This is a genomic window from Actinomycetospora aeridis (assembly GCF_037400275.1).
Lineage (GTDB): Bacteria > Actinomycetota > Actinomycetes > Mycobacteriales > Pseudonocardiaceae > Actinomycetospora > Actinomycetospora aeridis.
On the sequence record NZ_JBBEGL010000001.1, the window covers coordinates 559,932 to 578,197 of the forward strand.

Consider the following 18,266-nt stretch of genomic DNA (forward strand, 5'->3'; position numbering starts at 1 on the left):
GTCACCCGCGCGCGGCCAGCACCTCCCGGCACGCGTCGACGTAGGCGCGCACGGCGGGCCTGCGGTCGTCGGCGCGCCAGGCGAGCACGAGCGTGCAGGGCGGCAGGTCGGTCACCGGGACCACGACGACACCGCCGCGCGCCAGGGCGTCGGCGTTGCCCGCGGCGAGCAGCACGACCCCGCGCCCGTCGAGCAGCGCCTCGTGGGTCTCCTCGACCGAGCGGACCTCGCCGCCGATGCGGGCCGGGCGTCCGTCGCGCTGCGCCTCGGCCAGCCACGCCGCCCGCAGCGGGCCGGCGGCGAGCGGCAGGGCGAGGAAGGGTTCGTCGCGGAGGTCCGCGAACGACAGCGAGCCCCGCCCGGCGAGGTCGTGCCCCGGCGGCAGCCCGGCGCAGACGGTCTCGCGGGCGAGCACGAGGGTGCGCACCCGCCCCGGCACCGGCGCCCACGCCACGGCCACGTCGCTGGTGCCGTCGGCGAGACCCGCGGTGGCGTCGTCCCACGCCACCAGCCGCACCCGCGGGTCCAGATCCTGCGCGGCGACCCGCGAGCGCACCGCCGGCAGCAGCCCGCGCCCGACCCCGGTGCTCACGCCGACCACCAGACGCAGACCGGCCGCGGCGACGTCCCGGGCGGCCTCGTCGGTGCGCTCGGTGATCGCGCGGGCGTGCGGGAGCAGTGCCTCGCCCGCCGGGGTCAGCTCGACGCCGTGCGGGAGCCGGTGCAGCAGGACCGCCCCGACCTGGCGCTCGAGGGCGCGCAGCTGCTTGCTCAGCGCCGGCTGGCTGACGTGGAGCCGGGCGGCCGCGCGCGTCACGTGACGCTCCTGCGCGACCGCGAGGAAGTAGCGCAGGTCGCGGGTGTGGACGTCCATAGCCGATGGTGATCACAGCTGCTCTTGGACGTCCAGCGGCGCCGCGGCCAGGATCGTCGCCATGACCTCCCCACGCGTCTGGCTCGTCACCGGTGCCTCCAGCGGGTTCGGCCGCGCGATCACCGAGGCCGCGGTCGCCGCCGGCGACACGGTCGTCGCCGCCGCTCGCCGCACCGACGCCCTGACCGAGCTCGCCGGGGCCCACCCCGACCGCGTCGAGCCGCTCGCCCTCGACGTCACCGGCCCGTCCGCCGACCTCACCGCCGCCGTCGACGACGTCGTCGCCCGGCACGGGCGTCTCGACGTGCTGGTCAACAACGCCGGCCGCACCCAGGTCGGCGCCCTCGAGGAGACCACCGACGACGAGCTGCGGGCACTGTTCGACCTGCACGTCCTGGGGCCGGCGTTCCTCACCCGCGCCGCGCTGCCGCACCTCCGGGCGCAGGGTGCGGGCGCGGTCGTGCAGATGTCGTCGGTGGGCGGCCAGGTCTGCGTCCCGGGCTTCGGGGCCTACTGCGCGACCAAGTTCGCCCTCGAGGGGCTCACCGAGACCGTCGCGCAGGAGTGCCCGCACGTGCGGTTCCTCATCGTCGAGCCGGGCGCGTTCCGCACCGAGCTGTTCCGTCCGGGCGCGGCGGTGATGTCGACGCCGATGCCGGAGTACGAGGACACCGTCGGGCCCACCCGGGCGTTCGTGACCGGCGGCGACGGCAGCCAGCCCGGCGACCCGGCGAAGGCGGCCGCCGCGATCCTGCACGCCCTCGACGCCGACGACGCGCCGCTGCGCTTGCCGCTGGGCGGCGACGCGGTGGCGGGGATCCGGACCCGTCTGGCCGGGATCGCCGACGACCTCGAGCGGTGGGAGCCGGTGTCGGCGGGCACGGACCTCTGAGTCGGGTCAGCGGGGACGGTGGTGGCGCACCAGCGCCACCGTCACCTCGGTGAGGTCCTCGGCGTCGAGCTCCTGACGGCGTCCGTGGGCCTCCTCGCGGGCCCGCCCGGCGGGGTAGGGGCCGTAGGTGTCGGCGGCACCGGTGACGGGGTCGAGGACGAGGACCATGAGGCCGTCGCACTGCTCGAACTCGTCGGGTTCGAGGAGGGGATCGGCGGGGACACCCCGGCCGGTGGGTCGATGCGGGCACGGCAGCTTCGGCACAGCTGGTCCTCCTCCGCGTCCTTCGAGCCCGACCTGCTGAGGCCCCTGCGGTCGAGCGGTACCGAAGGTATCAAGAACCTTGGAACACTCAGCGCGATCGGGCGACGACCGGCCCGTCACCGGAGACCGGCGGTCGTCGCGATCACCAGATGGCCGCGTCGAGGACGTCCGTCGGTGCAGGCGCGTACCCCGATCGGGCCCTCAGCGCGCTCACGTCCAGCGTTCGTTCCACGGCGAGGTGGCGGACCGCGTAGCGGCTGAGCACGGGCGTGGTGCCGCGGATGCGGCCGCTCGCCTCCGCGACGAACGCGATCGCGTACGCGAGCGCGGTCGGCACGCCGAGCGGCCGGGCCCGGACGCCCCGCGCGGCGAGCACGGTCTCGAGGGTGGCGAGCAGGTCGACGGGTTCGGCGTCGGCGACGTTGTAGGTGCCGGCCGGTCCGTCGAGGACCGCGAGCACGGCCCCGACGAGGGTGTCGATCCGCGTCAGGCTGATCGCGCGGGACCCGCGCCCCGGCACGACGAGCCGTCCCGCCCGCAGGGCGGCGAGGAGCCGGGGGAGCAGGGTGCTCTCGCCCGGCCCGTAGACCGCGTGCGGGCGCAGGATCACCGCGTCCGGGCGGTTGGCGCGCACCAGCCGCTCGGCGTGGGCCTTCGCGGCGCCGTACGCGTCAGGGTGGCAGGGGACGGGAGCGGCGTCCTCGCGGGCGCGGACGGTCGGGCGGCGCGGGTCGTAGACGCTCGCCGTCGAGAGGTGCACGAGCCGCGCGCCGTGGGGGAGAGCGGCGAGGACGGCCCGGGTGCCGCCGACGTGGGCGTCCCACTGCTGCTGCGCCGTGAGCGCGTCCGAGGCCGGGCCGGCGGCGTGCACGACGGCGTCGGCGCCGGCGAGGTCGGGGGGACCGTCGGTGAGGTCGTGGGCGCGGTAGGGCGCCCCGGCGACGTGCGCGGGGTCGACGTGCGGGCGCCGCCCGAGGGCGAGGACGTCGAGACCGGCCGCCACCGCCGCGCGACACACCGCCCCGCCCACGAACCCGGACGCACCGGTGACCGCGATCCTCACCGGCGCGTCAGCCGGTCGCGCAGCGCGGCGCGGTCGGGCTTGCGGGACCGCCCGCCGCGGGGCAGCTCGTCGAGCACGACCACCTCGTCGGGCGCGTCGACGCCGAACAGACGCCGGACGGTGGCGGCGCTCGGCGCGGTGCCCGCGACCGCGAGGACGACGTGCTCGTCGCCCGCCGGGGTCGGCACGCCCACGAGCAGCGCCTCCCGCACCCCCGGCAGGTCGGTGACCGCGGCCTCGTACAACCCGGGGTAGATGTTGCGGTCGCCCCGGATGATCATGTCCTTGCGCCGCCCCGTCAGCACCACCCGCCCGTCGTCGAGCACCCGCCCCAGATCCCCGCTCGCGATGTCAGCGGCGCGGCGCCGCAGACGTTGAGTGTCCGCAACTCCACTCTCATCGCCGGTCCCGTAGTAGCCCACCGCCTGGTGCGGGGCCCGGAAGCGCAGCTCGTCGTCGACCACCCGGACGTCGACGCCCGGCAGGGGCGTGCCGAGCAGGTCGCCCTCCGCGCCGCCGTCGGTGTGCGCGATCTTCTCCTCGGCGGTGGCGAGGCAGGCGGGCGCGAGCTCGGTCATCCCGTAGATCGCGAGCAGCTCGGCGTCGGGGGCCGCCGCGCGCAGCCGCCGCAGGGGCCCCGGGAGCACGGGCGCCGCGCCGAGCAGCACCCCTCGCAGCCCGGGCGGCAGCCCGCCGCGCACGACGGTCTCGACGTCGGCCGGCACGCAGAAGGTGTGCGTCGCGCCGCGGCGGCGCAGCACCCGCCCGAGCCGCGACGCGCGGGCCCCGAGGGCGGGCAGCGACCACGTCGCCCCGCCGGCGAGGGCGGGCAGGCCGATCATGAGCTGGTCGGTGTGGACGACGTCGCCGGGCCCGAACGGCACCCGCGCCGCGAACGCCGCCAGCCCCGCCCCGAGCCCGGCGCGGGAGTGCACGACGAGTCGGGGCGCGGCGGTCGTGCCGGAGGTCGGGATGATCAGTGCCGGCGCGTCGTGGTCGCCGTACGCCTCATGATCGACGGAAGAATACGGACGCTCAGTGTCAGCGACGCCACGCCGCTGACACGACACGCCGCGCCACGACACGCTGGTTCGGGGGACGCCGGGGAGCCAGGGGCCGACGCGGACGTGGGTGACGTCGCCCAGCCTGCGCCAGGGGCGACCGGCCAGCGCGTGGACCGGCGAGGCGGCGATCGCCCAGCGCGGCGCCAGCAGCGCGGCCCGGGCGGTGAGCACCGCCTCGCCCGCGCGGGGGTCGGCGAAGGCGAGGACACCGCCGGCGGTGACGACCCCGAGGGCGAGGGCCAGCGACGTCGGCGAGGGCGGGACCGCGAACAGCACCCGGTCGCCGGGCTCCAGACCCCGGGTACGGAGACCGGCGGCCACCGCGAGCACCCGCGAGCGCAGCGCGGAGAAGCGCACCGGGCGCCCGAGCCCGTCGAGCAGGGCCACGCGGTCGGGGTGCCGCGCGCAGGCCTCGAGGACGGTGCGGGCCAGGTCAGCGGGCACGGGCCACCACCAGCTCGCGCCAGGACGGGACCAGCACCCGCCGCGACGGACGCCGGCGCACCACCCGCAGGGAGCCCGCGGACAGTGCGGCCGCGGCCGTCGCCCGCACCTCGACTCGGGCCAGGGCCGCGCCGAGGCAGTGGTGCGGGCCCGCGCCGAACCACAGCGACCGCGCCGCCGGGTCGACCGGCGCGCCCACCCGGAAGTCGGAGCCGGCCCCCACGGCGGCGTGGGTGAGCACGAGGACGCGGTCGCCGGCGCGCAGCGGGCACCCGCCGACCGTCGCGGGCGCGGCGACCCGGCGCAGCATCGCCGGCGACGGCGCGGTGAAGCGCAGCGCCTCGTCGACGGCGGCGTCGAGGTCGGCGTCCTGCTGGCCGGTGTCGATCAGCAGCGCGACGAGCCGGGGCAGCAGGGCGACGACGGTCTCGGTGCCGGTGAGGAACAGCGCCGCGGCCGCCCCGCACGCCGCGTCGTGGTCCACGCCCGCGTCGCGCAGCCGCGCCATCACCGTCCCGGGGCGCCGGGAGCGCCACGACGCCGAGGCCGCGTCCACCACGGGCGCCAGCTCGGCACGGGCCCGGGCGGCGCGGCGCGGGGACAGCGTGCGGGTGGTCGGGCGGACGGTCGCGGCCACCCGCGTCGCCCGCAGGCTCATCGCGCGGTGCTCCCCGGGCCCGCCGTCGAGGCCCACGAGCGCGGCGATCACCGCACCGGCCACCACCCGCATCTCGTCGACGAGGTCGACCTCCGCCCCCGAGCGCAGCCGCGCGGCCAGCGACGCCAGCCGGGGGCCCACGGCCACGTCGACCAGCTGCCGCGACGCCCCCGCGGTGAACAGGTCGGCCAGCGCCCGGCGCATCGCCCGGTGCCGCTCGCCCTCCATCCCCAGCAGCACGGCCTCGCCCAGCACCGGTGTCCACAGCGCACCGGGCCCGCCGGGGCCGTCCTTGCGGAAGCGCTCGGTGTCGGTCAGCACCGCGCGGGCCAGGGCGGCGTCGCTGACCACCGCGCCCACCCCGGGCACCCGCACCACCGGGCGCCGCGCGGCCAGCCGCGCCAGGGGGGCCGCGACGGGGTGCGCGGCGTCGATCAACCGCCGATCAGTGATCACCGCACGTCCACCACGTCGGGACGGTGCCGGTGGTCGGCGTACCAGCCGAGCGTCCCCACCAGCCCGTACGCGCGCACCCGCCGCACCGACCCGGCGACGACGGCGTCGCGGCGCCGCCCGATCCGCCCGCCGACCCGGCGCACGGCGTTGACCAGCGCGCGGTCCTCGTGGACGTCCTCGATCGCCGTGCGCGGGAAGCCGCCGCTGCGCCGGTAGAGCTCCGCGGTGATCGCGAGGTTGCAGCCCGCGCACATGACGTAGGGCCCGCGGTAGGCCGGACCCCGGTTCGACGGCCGCAGCCGCCCGAACGCCGCCGCGACGGCGACGACGGCCGGCAGGCCCCGGCGCTCCCAGAGCCGCAGCCGCACCTCGTCGGTGCGCGGCACCAGGCGCCCGCCGATCAGCTCGAGCCCGTCGGCGAACCCCGCCCGCAGCGCCGCGGTCCAGCCCGGGCCGGGCAGGCAGTCGGCGTCGGTGCGCGCGAGCAGCGTCGCGCCGGCGTCGATGGCGTGGCGCATCCCGGTGTCGGCCGCGGCGCCCGTGCCCTTCACCGGCTCGCCGATCACCCGCAGGTCGAGCCCCCGGTCGTGGGCCCGGACCACGTCACCGGTGCCGTCGCGGCTGCCGTTGTCGACGACGAGCACGGTGAACGCGCGGTCGTGCTGGGCGGCCAGCGCGTCGAGCGTCGCGGTGATCCCGCGTGCCTCGTCGTAGGCGGGGACCACCACCCAGAGATCCACCGGCGGGCTCACAGCACCACCAGCACGACACCCAGCGAGATGCCGCCGGCGAGCCCGACGAGCGCGACCCGGTCGCCGGGCCCGGCGCGGCCCTGCTCGATCGCCGTCACGAGCTGCAGCGGCAGGGTCGCCGACGCCGCGTTGCCGTGCTCGGGGAGGGTGACGACGAGCTTGTCGGCGGGCACGCCCGCCCCGCGCGCGAACACCCGCAGCGCGGGCATCGCGACCTGGTGCACGCACACCACGGCGAAGTCGGCCCAGGTCAGCCCGTGGGCGTCGAGGGCGTCGTGCAGCAGGCCGGGCCCGAGCGCCTCGAACGCCGCCCGCAGCCGGGCGCCATCGAGCCGGAAGTGGCCGGCGTCCGGGTCGCGCGGGTACGCCGAGCCGCCGGCGGGCAGCGTGCCGACCTCCCAGTGCCGCGAGTCGGCGGTGAACGCCCGGTGGAAGACGCCCCGGCCGTCGCCGGCGTCGTGCCGCTCGAGCAGCAGCGCCGCGCCCGCGTCGCACATCGTGAAGCCGGCGAAGGCCTCGACGAACTGGGCGGTGTCGCGGATCGCCCACCGCGTCGCCCGCGACGGCGTCTCGCCGGAGCAGACGACGACCCGGGCGTACTGGCCGGCGTCGATCAGCGCCTCGGCCACCTGGACCGCGTTCAGGACGCTGTTGCAGGCGTTCTTGACGTCCATGACGGGGCACCGGGCGCCGAGCCCGGCGGCCACGATGTGGGCGGTCGCGGGCTCCACCATGTCCTGGCTGGCCGAGGCGAAGATCAGCAGGTCGACGTCCTCGATGCGCCGCCCCTGATCGGCGAGCAGCTTGCGGACGGCGGCGACGGCGAGGTCCGAGGCCTGGGCGTCGTCCGGCATGACATGACGTTGCGTGATGCCGGTGACGCGTTCGATCATGCCCGGGCGCGGGACGAACCCGTCGCTCGCCGCGGCGATGCGGGCCTCGGTCTCGGCGGTCGTCAGCAGCTCACCGGGCAGGTGCACCGCGGCACCGGCGAGAAGGGTGGTCATACCGAGTGATCTCACCCTTCCCCGGGCCCACCCCGGCAGGGGAGAAATACTGACATGACGACCGCACAGCGTCACGAATCCTGGCTGCTGTTCAGCTCACGCCCGGCACTCTGGGTGCTGCTGCGCGCCGGGCGCTGGACCGGCCCGGTGCGCCGGGTGCCACGCGTGGGGTGGCTGGTGGCCGACCCGGTGCTCGCGCGGCGGGCGCTCGGCGACCACCGGAACACCAGCGTGCTCGGCGAGGGCGGGGTCGGGCACCTGTGGGCCCAGGTCCTCGGCGACTGGGTCACCGACCTCTTCGACGGCTCGGGGCACGCCGCCCTGCGCGCGCGGGTGCGCGACGTGTTCACCGAGGCGTCGGCCCGCGCCCACGTCGACCGGGTGCTGACCCCCACCCTCGCCGCGGCGACCGCCACGCTGCGCAGCGGCGCGGAGCTCGACGTCGCCGACCTCGCCCGCGTGCTCACCGGCCGGCTCGTCGCCGACCTGCTGGGCCTGCCGGACACCACCGACGAGCAGGCCCGGACCCGGTTCGGGACCGCCGAACGTCTCGCCTCCCTCGCGCTCGGCACCGGCGCCTCCACCCACCTCGACCCCGCGACGGTCGCGACGGCCCGGGAGCTCGTCGCCACGCTGACCGCGGGCGTGGCCGAGGGGTGGGCGCACGCGGGGGAGGACCGGCTGCTCGGTCGCTGCCGCGCGCTCGGGCTGGGCCGGCGCGAGACCGAGGGGCTGGCGGTCCTCATGGCCGTCGCGGGCACCGGCACGGCGGCGAGCGCGATGGCCCGCACGGTCGCGCTCGTCGCCGACACCGGCAGCGCCGGGCGGCTGGTCGCCGAGCCCGGCCTCGTGCCCGACGCGGTGCGCGAGGGCCTGCGCGTCAGCACCCCCGCCCCCGTCGTCGGCCGGCACGTCACCGGCGACATCGCCCTCGGGTCCGCGCGCCTGCGGGCCGGGGACCGGCTGCTCGTCCTGACCCACACCGTGGACAACGCCGCGGGCGGCTTCGACCTCGACCGCCCCTACGACCCGGCCACCCGTCAGCTGTGGTTCGGCGCCGGACGCCACCAGTGCCTCGGGTCGGCGCTCGCGAAGGCCGTGCTCGCCGCGCTCCTGCGGGCGCTGATCGCGACGGGCGAGCCGTGGCGGGTCACGGGACGCCGTGCGGCACGCCGGGTGCTGGTGCCGGCGTACGCCGAGCTGCGGATCGTCACCGCGTGACCGCCCTCGCCACCCTGCTGGCGCTGGTCGCGGCCCTGCTCGTCGGCGTCTCCGCCGTGCTGCAGCAGACGGCGGCCGCGACGACGCCCGACCGCGGCGCCGGGTTCTTCGCCGCCCTCGTGCAGCGGCGGCGCTGGCTCGCCGGGGCGGCCGCGGACACGGCGGGGTTCGTCGTGCTGCTCGCGGCGCGGGCGTTCGGGCCGCTGCTGCTCGTCCAGCCGATCATGGCGGTGTCCGTGCTCGTCGCGCTGCTGGGCGGGGCGCGGGCCGCCGGGCGCCGCCCACGCCGCGGCGAGGTCGTGGCGGGCGTGGTGCTCGCGGCGGCGCTGGCGGTGCTGGTGGCGCTGGGGCGGCCGGTGCGCGGTCTCGACCGGGTCCCGCTCGCGACCTGGGCGCCGGCGCTGCTCGTGCTGGCCGTGATGACCGTGGCGGCGCTCGCCGGGGCGCGTCGCGCCCGGCCGGGACCGGCGCGGGCGGTGCTGTTCGGGGTCCCGGCGGCGCTGCTCTACGGGCTGGGGGCGGCGTTGACGACGACGGTGGTCGCGCTCGTCCCGGCGGGTCCCGCGGCGGTGCTGGGGGCGTGGGAGACGGCGACGGCGGCCGTGGTGCTGCTCGCCGGGACGGCCGCGCAGCAGCTGGCCTACCGCGCGGGTCCGCTGCCGGCGTCGCTGCCCGTGGTGGCGGCCGGGGAGCCGGTGGTCGCGGCGGTGCTCGGTGTGGCCGTGCTCGCCGAGACGCTCGCGGGGCTCGGCCCGCCCGTCGTCGTGGCGGCGGTGGCCGCCTGCGGGGCGGTGGTCGTGCTCGCCCGCGGCGTCGGCGACGCGTCTACCGCAGCGGACCGACCTCGTCGGGGAACACCCACCGGCGGAACGCCCACCAGCGGAAGACCATCGCGAGGAGGGTCCCGATGACCTGGGCGCTCACGAGGTCGGCCACGTGCTCGGTCAGCGACGACACCGCCGGCTGGGCGAGGTCGAGCACGTAGCGCGAGACGCCGAGCGGCGCGGCGTTGATCGCGAGCGCGATGCCGGACACCACGAAGTAGAGCAGCGCCTCGTGGGGCCGGCCGCGGCCGCCGCGCAGGCGGAACGACCACTCGCGGTTGAGCACGTAGCCGACGATGGTCGCGACCAGCACCGCCACGATCTTCGCGGTGACGGGCTTGGGCTCGAGTACGGTCGACTTCGCCGTGACGAACACGGCGGTGTCGACCACGAAGGTGATCGCCCCGACCGTCGCGAACTTGACCAGCTCGCCGTGTCCCCCGACGAGCCGGCCGGCCCACCCCGGCACGTCGCGGACCCCCGTCATCGCCGCGAGTCTAGTGAGGACCTCCGCGCCCCGGTGCCGGTCCCGCAGATCACGCCGCCGGCGTCGACGACGGGCAGGCGCGCGGTGATCAGGCAGCTCGTGCCGTCGCGCCGGACCTCGTCCCGCGACGCCAGCAGCGTGAGCCCGCCGCCGTCCGCATCCCGCGCGCGGGCGGGCGCTGGGGTCGCCGGTGCCGTCCTCGCGGTCCGGGGGGACCGCCGGGTGGCGGACACGGACGGCTCCGACGTGCTCTCCGCGGCCGCGGCGGGACGATCCCCCCGGCGCGGTCCGGCGCCCGCGGCGTCGCCGGTCTCGTCGTCGAGCAGCCCGGGCAGCGCGAGCACCGCGTCCGGCGCCGCGGGAACGCGCGGGGGCACCGCCGGACCCGGCGGGAGGACCGGGGACGGCAGCGCCGGCGGCAGGACGGGCGGCAGGACGGGCGGCAGGACGGGCGGCAGCGCCGGGGCCGGCGCTGCCTGCATCGGCGGCAGGGCCGGTGGCTCCACCACGTCGCCGATCACGAACGCCGCCACGCCGACGACACCGGCGAGCCCCAGGGCGCCGGCGGTGCGCACCCGGGTCGGGGCGACGGGACGCGGGGTGAGGCCGGTCAGGGCCCCCAGCACGCCGAGCGCGCCGCCGCCGGCGACGGCGAGCTCGCCGGTGCTGGCCTGGAACGCCAGCGGGCCCGTCGAGCCGCGCGAGGCCAGGTAGCCGACGAGCCCGGCGCCGAGCACGAGCGGGGCGACCACCGAGCGGATCATGCCGGCGTTGACGTCGCGCAGCTCGGCGGCCAGCGCGCGGCACTCGGCGCACTCGGCGAGGTGGGTCTCGACGCGCTGCGCCTCGCGGTTCGCGAGCCCGCCGCGCGTGTAGGCCCCGAGCTTCTCGCCGGTCTCGCGGTGCCGGCGGTCCCAGCGCCGGGAGCCGGCGTCGAGGTGTTCCTGCAGGTAGGCCTGCCGCAGACCCTCCCGCGCGCGGTAGCCGAGCGCGGAGACGGCGTTGGCGGTCAGCCCGAACAGCGGGGCGATGTCGGCCGGGCTGTCGCCCTCGACCTCGAGGTGCCAGAGCACGGCCTGCCAGCGCTCCGGCAGCGTCGCGAACGCCTTCGCGGCCATCGTCCGCTCGAGGCCCGCGAGCGCGGGGTCGGTGAACGGGACGACGGTGCCGTCGGGGTCGATGCCGTGCACGTCGACGATGTCGTCGGTGAGGTCGAGGCGCCGCTCGGCGCGGGTGCGGTCGTAGGCGAGGTGCCGGACCGAGGTCAGCAGGTACGCGCGGAACGCCTCGGTGGGTCCCCGCCCGGCCCGCAGGATCTCGAGCATGCGGGTGAAGGCCCCGGCGACGAGGTCGTCGGCGTCGGCGGGGGAGCGGGCGAGCTGGCGCGCGAGGGCCCGGGCCGCCTGCTGGTGACGCGCGTAGAGCGTGGCGAAGGCCTCCGTGGAGTCGCGGTCGGCGCCCCGTCCCCGCAGGCGGGCGATGAGCTCGGCGTCGCTGCGGGAGTCGTCCCCGTCGCCGTCCCCGAGACCGTTGACCGACATCCGCGCTCACCTCCCCCTCACCCGTCCGGTCGAGTGTCGCGTGGTCCCTACGGCCGAATCGGTGAGCGTCACCGTCATGGGCGACGGCCCCGCGCGTCTCTTCTCCCGGAAGCGCACGGGGACTCCGCACGAGAGGTCGTGGATGGACGTCAGCAGCATCGGCACGGCGACACGTGCGGACGGCCGGGTCGCGGGTGCCGCGCCCGACCGCGCGAGCCCCCGGCCCGAGCGCGCCGCCGTGCTGCGGGAACGCTGGTTCGCCTGCAGCAGCGCCCTCGGTTGGGCGGCCGCGGCGGAGTGGCCGGACCCCGAGGTGGAGGCGGTGTGCGCCGCGGCGACCGCGCGCTACGACAGCCAGGCCGCCCGTGAGCGGGCCGTCGAACGCGCCCTCGCCCGGTGGGCGGGCGCCCGCGCGAGCGCCGGCGTCGGCCTGGCCGAGACCCTCACCGACCTGGCCGCGCTCAGCACCGCCGCCTCGGGCGCCACCGACACCGACGGGTCCGCCGTGGTCGAGGCGCGCGCCTCCCACCGGGGACCGGACGGTGTCCGCCTGCTCCGCGCGGTGTCGCTGGCGTGGACCGACGTGGCCTGCGGTGACATCGCCGAGACCGCGGCCGTCGACCCGCTGTCCGGCCTCGCGAGCGTCCGCTACCTGCGCACCCGGCTCGCCGAGATCTACCGCGCCGCCCGCGCGCACGGCCGCGCCGCCGGTGACGACCACGCGCTCGTGGTGCTCGCGCTCGACGTCCGCGACTGGCGCCGCGTCGTGCCGCTGTCGATCGCCGGCGACGCCGCCGGGGTCGTGTTCGACGCCGGGGAGTCGCTGGCCGTCGTCGGGCGCGGCACGGTCGTCGTGCTCGCCCCCCGCGAGGGCCTCCCCGAGCGCGCCGCGGTGCTGCGGCGCCTCCTGACCCGCAGGCTCGCGGCGGCCGAGGGGATCGTCGGCTCGCCGTCGGTGCGGATCGCGCGCCTACCCGCCACGCACGAGGGCGCGTGCGCGCTCCTCGAACGGCTGCGGGGGCAGGAGCCGGACCCCGATCACACCTGAGCTGCCCGTATGGTCCTCCGACCGTGGACCAGCGCACCGGCCTGCCCGTGGTGACGATGATCGGCGGGGGCCAGCTCGCGCGGATGACCCACCAGGCGGCGATCGCCCTGGGGCAGTCGCTGCGGGTGCTCGCGACCGGTCCGGACGAGCCCGCCGCGCTCGTCGCACCCGACGTCGTGCTCGGCGAGCACACCGACCTCGACGCCCTGCGCCGTGCCGCCCGGGGTGCCGAGGCGCTGACCTTCGACCACGAGCACGTCCCCGGCGAGCACCTGCGCGCCCTGGTCGCCGAGGGCGTGAACGTCCATCCCGGCCCGGACGCCCTCCTGCACGCCCAGGACAAGCTCGTCATGCGCACGCGCCTGCGCGACCTCGGCGAGCCGGTGCCCCCGTTCGCGGCGGTGTCGACCGTCGAGGACGTCACCGCGTTCGCGGGCGAGCACGGCTGGCCGGTGGTGCTCAAGGCCGTCCGGGGCGGCTACGACGGGCGTGGCGTGTGGATCCTCGACGACGCCGACGCCGCGGCGACCACGGTCACCGAGCTCCTGGCCGCGGGCACGCCGCTCATGGTCGAGCAGAAGGTGGCCCTGCGCCGCGAGCTCGCCGCGGTCCTGGCCCGCTCGCCGTTCGGGCAGGCGGCGGTGTGGCCGGTGGTGGAGACGGTGCAGGAGCAGGGCATCTGCACCGAGGTGCTCGCCCCCGCACCGGGGCTCGACTTCGAGCGCGCCGAGGAGGCCGGTGAGCTCGCGCTGCGCGTCGCCGCCGCCCTGGGCGTCGTCGGGCTGCTCGCCGTCGAGCTGTTCGAGACCGACGGTGTCGACGGACAGGGGGGCCTCGTCGTCAACGAGCTCGCCATGCGCCCCCACAACTCGGCGCACTGGACGATCGAGGGCTCGGTGACCTCGCAGTTCGAGCAGCACCTGCGGGCCGTGCTCGACTACCCCCTGGGCTCCACGGCGACCACCGCCCCGGTCACCGTGATGGCCAACGTCCTGGGCGGGACGGCGCCGGCCATGGCCGTCGACGAGCGCCTGCACCACACCTTCGCCCGCTTCCCCGACGCGCGGGTGCACCTCTACGGCAAGGCCGAGCGTCCCGGTCGCAAGGTCGGGCACGTCACCGTGCGCGGTGACGACGTCGACGACGTCCGCACCCGCGCCCGCCTCGCCGCCGACCACCTCTCCACCGGCGTGTGGAGCGACGGATGGGACCCCCACCAGTGAGCAGCGAGCAGGCGCCCGTCGTCGGCATCGTCATGGGCAGCGACTCCGACTGGCCGACGATGCAGGCGGCCGCCGAGGCCCTCGACGAGTTCGGCGTGCCGTGGGAGGCGCGGGTGCTCTCGGCCCACCGCACCCCGCGCGTGATGCTCGACTGGGCCGCCGCGGCGGCCGGGCGCGGGCTGCGTGCCGTCATCGCGGGCGCCGGCGGCGCGGCGCACCTGCCCGGCATGGTCGCGTCGGCGACGGTCCTGCCGGTGATCGGCGTCCCGGTGCCGCTGCGCCACCTCGACGGCATGGACTCCCTGCTCTCGATCGTGCAGATGCCCGCGGGCGTGCCGGTCGCGACGGTGTCGATCGGCGGGGCGCGCAACGCCGGCCTGCTCGCGGTGCGGATCCTCGGGGCGTCCGACCCGTCGCTCGCGCGGGCGATGGAGCGGTTCCAGGCCGGGCTCGCCGAGACTGTCGCCGCGAAGGACGAGGCCCTCGCGGCGCGGGCCCACGGCGAGACTCAGGGGGCCAGCGACCCCGTCAGGTAGCGCTGGATCGTGGGGCCGTAGGCGGCGACCAGCGTCGCCCGGTCCGCGGCCGCGAGCTCGGGCAGCGCGAGGATCTGGCGCGCCATGATCACGCCGACGATCTGCGACGCGCACAGCTCGGCGCGCAGGCGCGGACGGTCGGCCTGCACGGCGGCCGCAATGCGGTCGAGGATCGCCTCGCCCAGGAACTCGCGCATCATCCGCGCCGCGTCGGGGTGCCCGACGGCCGAGCGCACCAGCCCGAGCATCGGGTTGGCCTCGCCGAGCTCGTCGATGACCTGCAGGAGGAAGCCGACGAGCCGCTCGCCCAGCCCGTCGACCCCGGGCGCGAGGAGCCGGGGCACGACCTGCGAGGGGTCGAGCGGGAACTCCATGGCGGCGACGAACAGGCCCTGCTTCGACCCGAAGTAGTGCATGACCAGGGCCGGGTCGACGCCGGCGTCGCCCGCGATCGCCCGGACCGTCGCGTCACGGAAGCCCGCGGTGCTGAAGCGCGCCCGCGCCGCGCCGAGGATCGCGTCCCGTGCCCCGGAGTCGCCGGGGCGGCGGCCGCGGCGGGGGCTCTCGGTGGCGGGCACGCGGCGATCCTACCCGTGTTTCAACGACCGTTGATTTCTGCGACGCACGGGTCCACACTCGGATTCAACAGACGTTGAGATGTCGGAGGTGGGGACCGTGGAGCGCACGACGGTGTGTGTGGCCGGGGGCGGCCCGGCGGGGATGGTGCTCGGGCTGCTGCTGGCCCGGGCCGGTGTCGAGGTCACGGTGCTCGAGAAGCACGCCGACTTCCTGCGGGACTTCCGCGGCGACACCGTGCACCCCACGACGCTCGACCTGCTCGACGAGCTGGGGCTCGGCGAGCGCTTCGCGGCGCTGCCGCAGAGCCGTCTCGACCGGGTCGGGTTCCCGGTCGGCGAGCACGGCGAGACGCTCGTGGTGGGCGACCTGCGCCGCCTCGCGGGCCGCGTCGGGCACCCGTACATCGCGATGGTCCCGCAGTGGGACCTGCTCGACCTCCTCGCCGACGCGGGCGCGGCCGAGCCGGCGTTCACGCTGCGGATGAGCACGGAGGTGGCCGGGCTGGTGCACGGTGACGGCGGCGCCGTCACCGGTGTCACGTGGCGCACCCCGGACGGCGGCACCGGCGAGCTCGCCGCGGACCTCGTGGTGGCCTGCGACGGCCGCGGCTCGACGGCGCGCGCCGAGGCGGGTCTCGAGGTCGTCGACTTCCCGTGCCCGATGGACGCGTGGTGGTTCCGGCTGCCCCGGCGGGCCGACGAGGAGGCGCCCGCGCTCACCCCGCGCATCGGCCCGGGCCGCATGGCCGTCGTCATCCCGCGCGAGGGCTACTTCCAGATCGCGTACATGACGCCCAAGGGCGAGCAGGACGCGCTGCGGGCGCGCGGCATCGAGGCCTTCCGCGCCGACGTGGCGGCGATCGCGCCCGACCTCGCCGACCGGGTCGACGCCCTCGAGAGCATGGACGACGTCCGCTTCCTGTCCGTCCGGCTCGACCGGCTGCGCCGCTGGCACGTCCCCGGCCTGCTCTGCCTCGGCGACGCCGCCCACGCGATGTCGCCGATCGGCGGCGTGGGCATCAACCTCGCCGTGCAGGACGCGGTGGCGGCCGCGACGCTGCTCGCCGAGCCGCTGCGGAACGGGACGACGACCGACGACGACCTGGACCGCGTGCGGCGCCGCCGGCTCTGGCCGACGGTCGCGGTGCAGACCCTCCAGCGGATCATGCACCGGGGGATCGTCGTGCCGGTCCTCGCGGGGCGGCGCGGTGGCCCGCCGCGGGCGATCCGGCGCCTCATGGCCGCGTTCCCGCCGGCCACGATCGTGCCCGCCTACCTCATCGGCGTGGGCCTGCGCCCCGAGCGGGCGCCGGCCTTCGCGTGGCGCGCCCCCGAACCGGTCGCTGCTGACCGGGGGTAGCGGGAACCACACGCCGAGGGGCGATCGCGAGGTCCCCCGACGGTAGGACGTCCGAGTATCGTGACCTCGGAACGCAATCGTGTGTGGAGGAACGCCGTGGACCCGGACTTCGACCTGTACAGCCTCGGCGAGGAGCGCGACGCGCTGCGCGAGTCGATCCGCGCGCTGGCCGAGAAGGAGATCGCGCCGTACGCGGCCGAGGTCGACCAGCAGGCCCGCTTCCCGGTCGAGGCCCGCACGGCGCTGACGCAGAACGGCTTCCACGCGATCCACATCCCCGAGCAGTACGGAGGCGAGGGCGCCGACTCGATCGTGGCGTGCATGGTCATCGAGGAGGTCGCCCGGGTCGACGCGTCGGCGTCGCTCATCCCGGCGGTCAACAAGCTCGGCTCGATGCCGATCATCCTGTCCGGCTCCGAGGAGCTCAAGCAGGCCGTGCTGCCCTCGATCGCCTCGGGCGAGTCGATGATCAGCTACGCCCTCTCGGAGCGGGAGGCGGGCTCGGACACGGTCTCGATGCGCACCCGCGCCGAGCGGGACGGTGACGACTGGGTGCTCAACGGCACCAAGTGCTGGATCACCAACGGCGGCATCTCCGACTGGTACACCGTCATGGCGAAGACCGACCCGGACAAGGGCGCCAACGGCATCTCGGCGTTCGTCGTCCACCAGGACGACCCGGGCTTCTCGGTCGGCCCGAAGGAGCACAAGCTCGGGATCAAGGGCTCGCCGACCACGGAGATCTACTTCGAGAACTGCCGCGTCCCCGGTCACCGGATCATCGGCGAGCCCGGCACCGGGCTGAAGACCGCCTTCGCGACCCTCGACCACACGCGCCCGACCATCGGGGCGCAGGCCGTCGGGATCGCGCAGGGCGCGCTCGACGCGGCCGTCGACTACGCCCGCGAGCGTCACCAGTTCGGCAAGGCCGTCGCCGACTTCCAGGGCGTCCAGTTCATGCTCGCCGACATGGCCATGAACACCGAGGCCGCCCGCCACCTCGTCTACGCGGCCGCGGCCCGCGCCGAGCGCGGGGAGAAGATGGGCCTCATCGCCTCCGCGTCGAAGTGCTTCGCCTCGGACACGGCGATGTCGGTGACCACCGACGCGGTGCAGATCTTCGGCGGCGCCGGCTACACGGTGGACTTCCCGGCGGAGCGGATGATGCGCGACGCCAAGATCACCCAGATCTACGAGGGCACCAACCAGATCCAGCGCATGGTCATGGCGCGGTCCCTGCTGAAGAAGTAGCCCGTTCGGGGTACTCGTCACAGAGCGTATGGGGAGCTAGCCTAGCCGGGCGAAAGGACCCGTCGACGGGACTGGTCCCCACGACGCTCCGTGAGAGGCCCCCCAAATGCAGTGGTACCTGAAGGTGCTCAAGCAGTACGCCGACTTCAGCGGGCGTGCGCGTCGCACCGAGTTCTGGATGTTCGTGCTGTTCAACATCCTCGCCGTGATCGTCCTCAGCATCATCGACGTGCTGATCGGCACCGCGAGCTTCTCGACCACGAGCACCGGGTTCTCCACGAGCGGCGGTCTGCTGACCACGATCTACCAGCTCGCCGTGCTCGTGCCGTCGCTCGCGGTCGGTGCCCGCCGCCTGCACGACACCGGCCGCTCGGGCTGGTGGCAGCTGCTCGCCCTGATCCCGCTCGTCGGCGCGATCATCCTCATCGTGTGGTGGGCGACCGACGGCCAGCCGGGTGCCAACGAGTACGGCATGAACCCGAAGCAGGAGGTGGCCGGCGGCTACCCGCAGGGCGGCTACCCGCAGCAGCAGTACCCGCAGCAGGGCTACCCGCAGGGCGGCTACCAGCAGCAGGGCTACCCGCAGCAGCCGCAGCAGCAGTACCCGCCGCAGCAGCAGTACCCGGGCGCGCCCCAGGCGTGACCGGTCGGGCCTGCGGCCCTCGATGACACGAACGGCGCTTTCGCTGCCCCGGCAGCGAGGGCGCCGTTCGTCCGTTCCTG

General features: G+C 76.5%; 19 protein-coding genes. 9 read left to right on the forward strand and 10 right to left on the reverse strand.

Annotated features, from left to right (window positions below; genetic code table 11):
- Position 1: 1 nt before the first annotated feature.
- Positions 2-874, reverse strand: a complete 873-nt coding sequence (locus WCD41_RS02680; protein WP_337711826.1) for a LysR family transcriptional regulator — start codon at positions 872-874, stop codon at positions 2-4.
- 61 nt (positions 875-935) lie between these two features.
- On the opposite strand from WCD41_RS02680, the gene WCD41_RS02685 reads away from it, so the two are divergent.
- Positions 936-1,766, forward strand: a complete 831-nt coding sequence (locus WCD41_RS02685; RefSeq protein WP_337711827.1) for an SDR family NAD(P)-dependent oxidoreductase — start codon at positions 936-938, stop codon at positions 1,764-1,766.
- Between the two features lie 6 nt (positions 1,767-1,772).
- On the opposite strand, the gene WCD41_RS02690 is transcribed toward WCD41_RS02685, so the two are convergent.
- The 6 genes from WCD41_RS02690 to WCD41_RS02715 form a co-directional block, all read right to left on the reverse strand.
- Positions 1,773-2,030, reverse strand: coding sequence for a hypothetical protein (locus WCD41_RS02690; RefSeq protein WP_337711828.1), 258 nt, complete (start codon positions 2,028-2,030; stop codon positions 1,773-1,775).
- A 142-nt stretch (positions 2,031-2,172) separates the two neighbouring features.
- Positions 2,173-3,093: an NAD-dependent epimerase/dehydratase family protein gene (locus WCD41_RS02695; RefSeq protein ID WP_337711829.1), complete on the reverse strand. Its 921-nt coding sequence runs from the start codon at positions 3,091-3,093 to the stop codon at positions 2,173-2,175.
- A complete protein-coding gene (locus WCD41_RS02700; RefSeq protein ID WP_337711830.1) occupies positions 3,090-4,601 on the reverse strand; it encodes a class I adenylate-forming enzyme family protein in 1,512 nt (503 codons plus the stop codon). The genes WCD41_RS02695 and WCD41_RS02700 overlap by 4 nt, the downstream gene beginning before the upstream one ends.
- Positions 4,591-5,715 (reverse strand): cytochrome P450, encoded by a 1,125-nt coding sequence (locus WCD41_RS02705; protein ID WP_337711831.1) that lies wholly within the window; start codon positions 5,713-5,715, stop codon positions 4,591-4,593. Before WCD41_RS02705 ends, WCD41_RS02700 begins: the two co-directional genes overlap by 11 nt.
- Entirely contained in the window at positions 5,712-6,467 is a 756-nt protein-coding gene (locus WCD41_RS02710) for a glycosyltransferase family 2 protein (RefSeq protein ID WP_337711832.1), read from the reverse strand. The genes WCD41_RS02705 and WCD41_RS02710 overlap by 4 nt, the downstream gene beginning before the upstream one ends.
- Positions 6,464-7,474 carry a 3-oxoacyl-ACP synthase III family protein gene (locus tag WCD41_RS02715; RefSeq protein WP_337711833.1) on the reverse strand — a complete coding sequence of 337 codons (1,011 nt, stop codon included), beginning with the start codon at positions 7,472-7,474 and terminating at the stop codon, positions 6,464-6,466. The genes WCD41_RS02710 and WCD41_RS02715 overlap by 4 nt, the downstream gene beginning before the upstream one ends.
- 54 nt (positions 7,475-7,528) lie before the next feature.
- Between WCD41_RS02715 and WCD41_RS02720 the strand changes: the two genes are divergently transcribed.
- The gene (locus WCD41_RS02720; RefSeq protein WP_337711834.1) at positions 7,529-8,695 is read left to right on the forward strand and encodes a cytochrome P450; all 1,167 of its coding nucleotides are present in this window, start codon (positions 7,529-7,531) and stop codon (positions 8,693-8,695) included.
- Positions 8,692-9,606, forward strand: a complete 915-nt coding sequence (locus WCD41_RS02725) for a DMT family transporter (RefSeq protein WP_337711835.1) — start codon at positions 8,692-8,694, stop codon at positions 9,604-9,606. Before WCD41_RS02720 ends, WCD41_RS02725 begins: the two co-directional genes overlap by 4 nt.
- Here the strand turns inward: WCD41_RS02725 and WCD41_RS02730 are convergent.
- Both WCD41_RS02730 and WCD41_RS02735 read right to left on the reverse strand, forming a co-directional pair.
- Positions 9,521-10,006, reverse strand: coding sequence for a GtrA family protein (locus WCD41_RS02730; RefSeq protein ID WP_337711836.1), 486 nt, complete (start codon positions 10,004-10,006; stop codon positions 9,521-9,523). The two genes, WCD41_RS02725 and WCD41_RS02730, sit on opposite strands and share 86 nt — an antisense overlap.
- Complete coding sequence (locus tag WCD41_RS02735) at positions 10,003-11,547, reverse strand: sigma-70 family RNA polymerase sigma factor (protein WP_337711837.1); 1,545 nt, start codon at positions 11,545-11,547, stop codon at positions 10,003-10,005. Before WCD41_RS02735 ends, WCD41_RS02730 begins: the two co-directional genes overlap by 4 nt.
- Before the next feature lie 142 nt (positions 11,548-11,689).
- Between WCD41_RS02735 and WCD41_RS02740 the strand changes: the two genes are divergently transcribed.
- From WCD41_RS02740 to purE, 3 genes are read left to right on the forward strand one after another with little or no spacing between them, the layout of a single operon-like run.
- A complete protein-coding gene (locus tag WCD41_RS02740) occupies positions 11,690-12,595 on the forward strand; it encodes a GGDEF domain-containing protein (RefSeq protein WP_337711838.1) in 906 nt (301 codons plus the stop codon).
- Positions 12,596-12,618: 23 nt separating this feature from the next.
- Entirely contained in the window at positions 12,619-13,818 is a 1,200-nt protein-coding gene (locus WCD41_RS02745; protein WP_337711839.1) for a 5-(carboxyamino)imidazole ribonucleotide synthase, read from the forward strand.
- Complete coding sequence (gene purE, locus WCD41_RS02750; protein ID WP_337711840.1) at positions 13,800-14,354, forward strand: 5-(carboxyamino)imidazole ribonucleotide mutase; 555 nt, start codon at positions 13,800-13,802, stop codon at positions 14,352-14,354. Before WCD41_RS02745 ends, purE begins: the two co-directional genes overlap by 19 nt.
- On the opposite strand, the gene WCD41_RS02755 is transcribed toward purE, so the two are convergent.
- The gene (locus WCD41_RS02755; RefSeq protein WP_337711841.1) at positions 14,327-14,932 is read right to left on the reverse strand and encodes a TetR/AcrR family transcriptional regulator; all 606 of its coding nucleotides are present in this window, start codon (positions 14,930-14,932) and stop codon (positions 14,327-14,329) included. The genes purE and WCD41_RS02755 overlap by 28 nt on opposite strands.
- 79 nt (positions 14,933-15,011) lie before the next feature.
- On the opposite strand from WCD41_RS02755, the gene WCD41_RS02760 reads away from it, so the two are divergent.
- From WCD41_RS02760 to WCD41_RS02770, 3 genes are all read left to right on the forward strand, one after another.
- Positions 15,012-16,292 (forward strand): FAD-dependent oxidoreductase, encoded by a 1,281-nt coding sequence (locus WCD41_RS02760; protein ID WP_337711842.1) that lies wholly within the window; start codon positions 15,012-15,014, stop codon positions 16,290-16,292.
- Between the two features lie 96 nt (positions 16,293-16,388).
- Positions 16,389-17,543, forward strand: a complete 1,155-nt coding sequence (locus WCD41_RS02765) for an acyl-CoA dehydrogenase (protein WP_444876293.1) — start codon at positions 16,389-16,391, stop codon at positions 17,541-17,543.
- 106 nt (positions 17,544-17,649) lie between these two features.
- Complete coding sequence (locus WCD41_RS02770; RefSeq protein ID WP_337711843.1) at positions 17,650-18,186, forward strand: DUF805 domain-containing protein; 537 nt, start codon at positions 17,650-17,652, stop codon at positions 18,184-18,186.
- Positions 18,187-18,266: the final 80 nt, after the last annotated feature.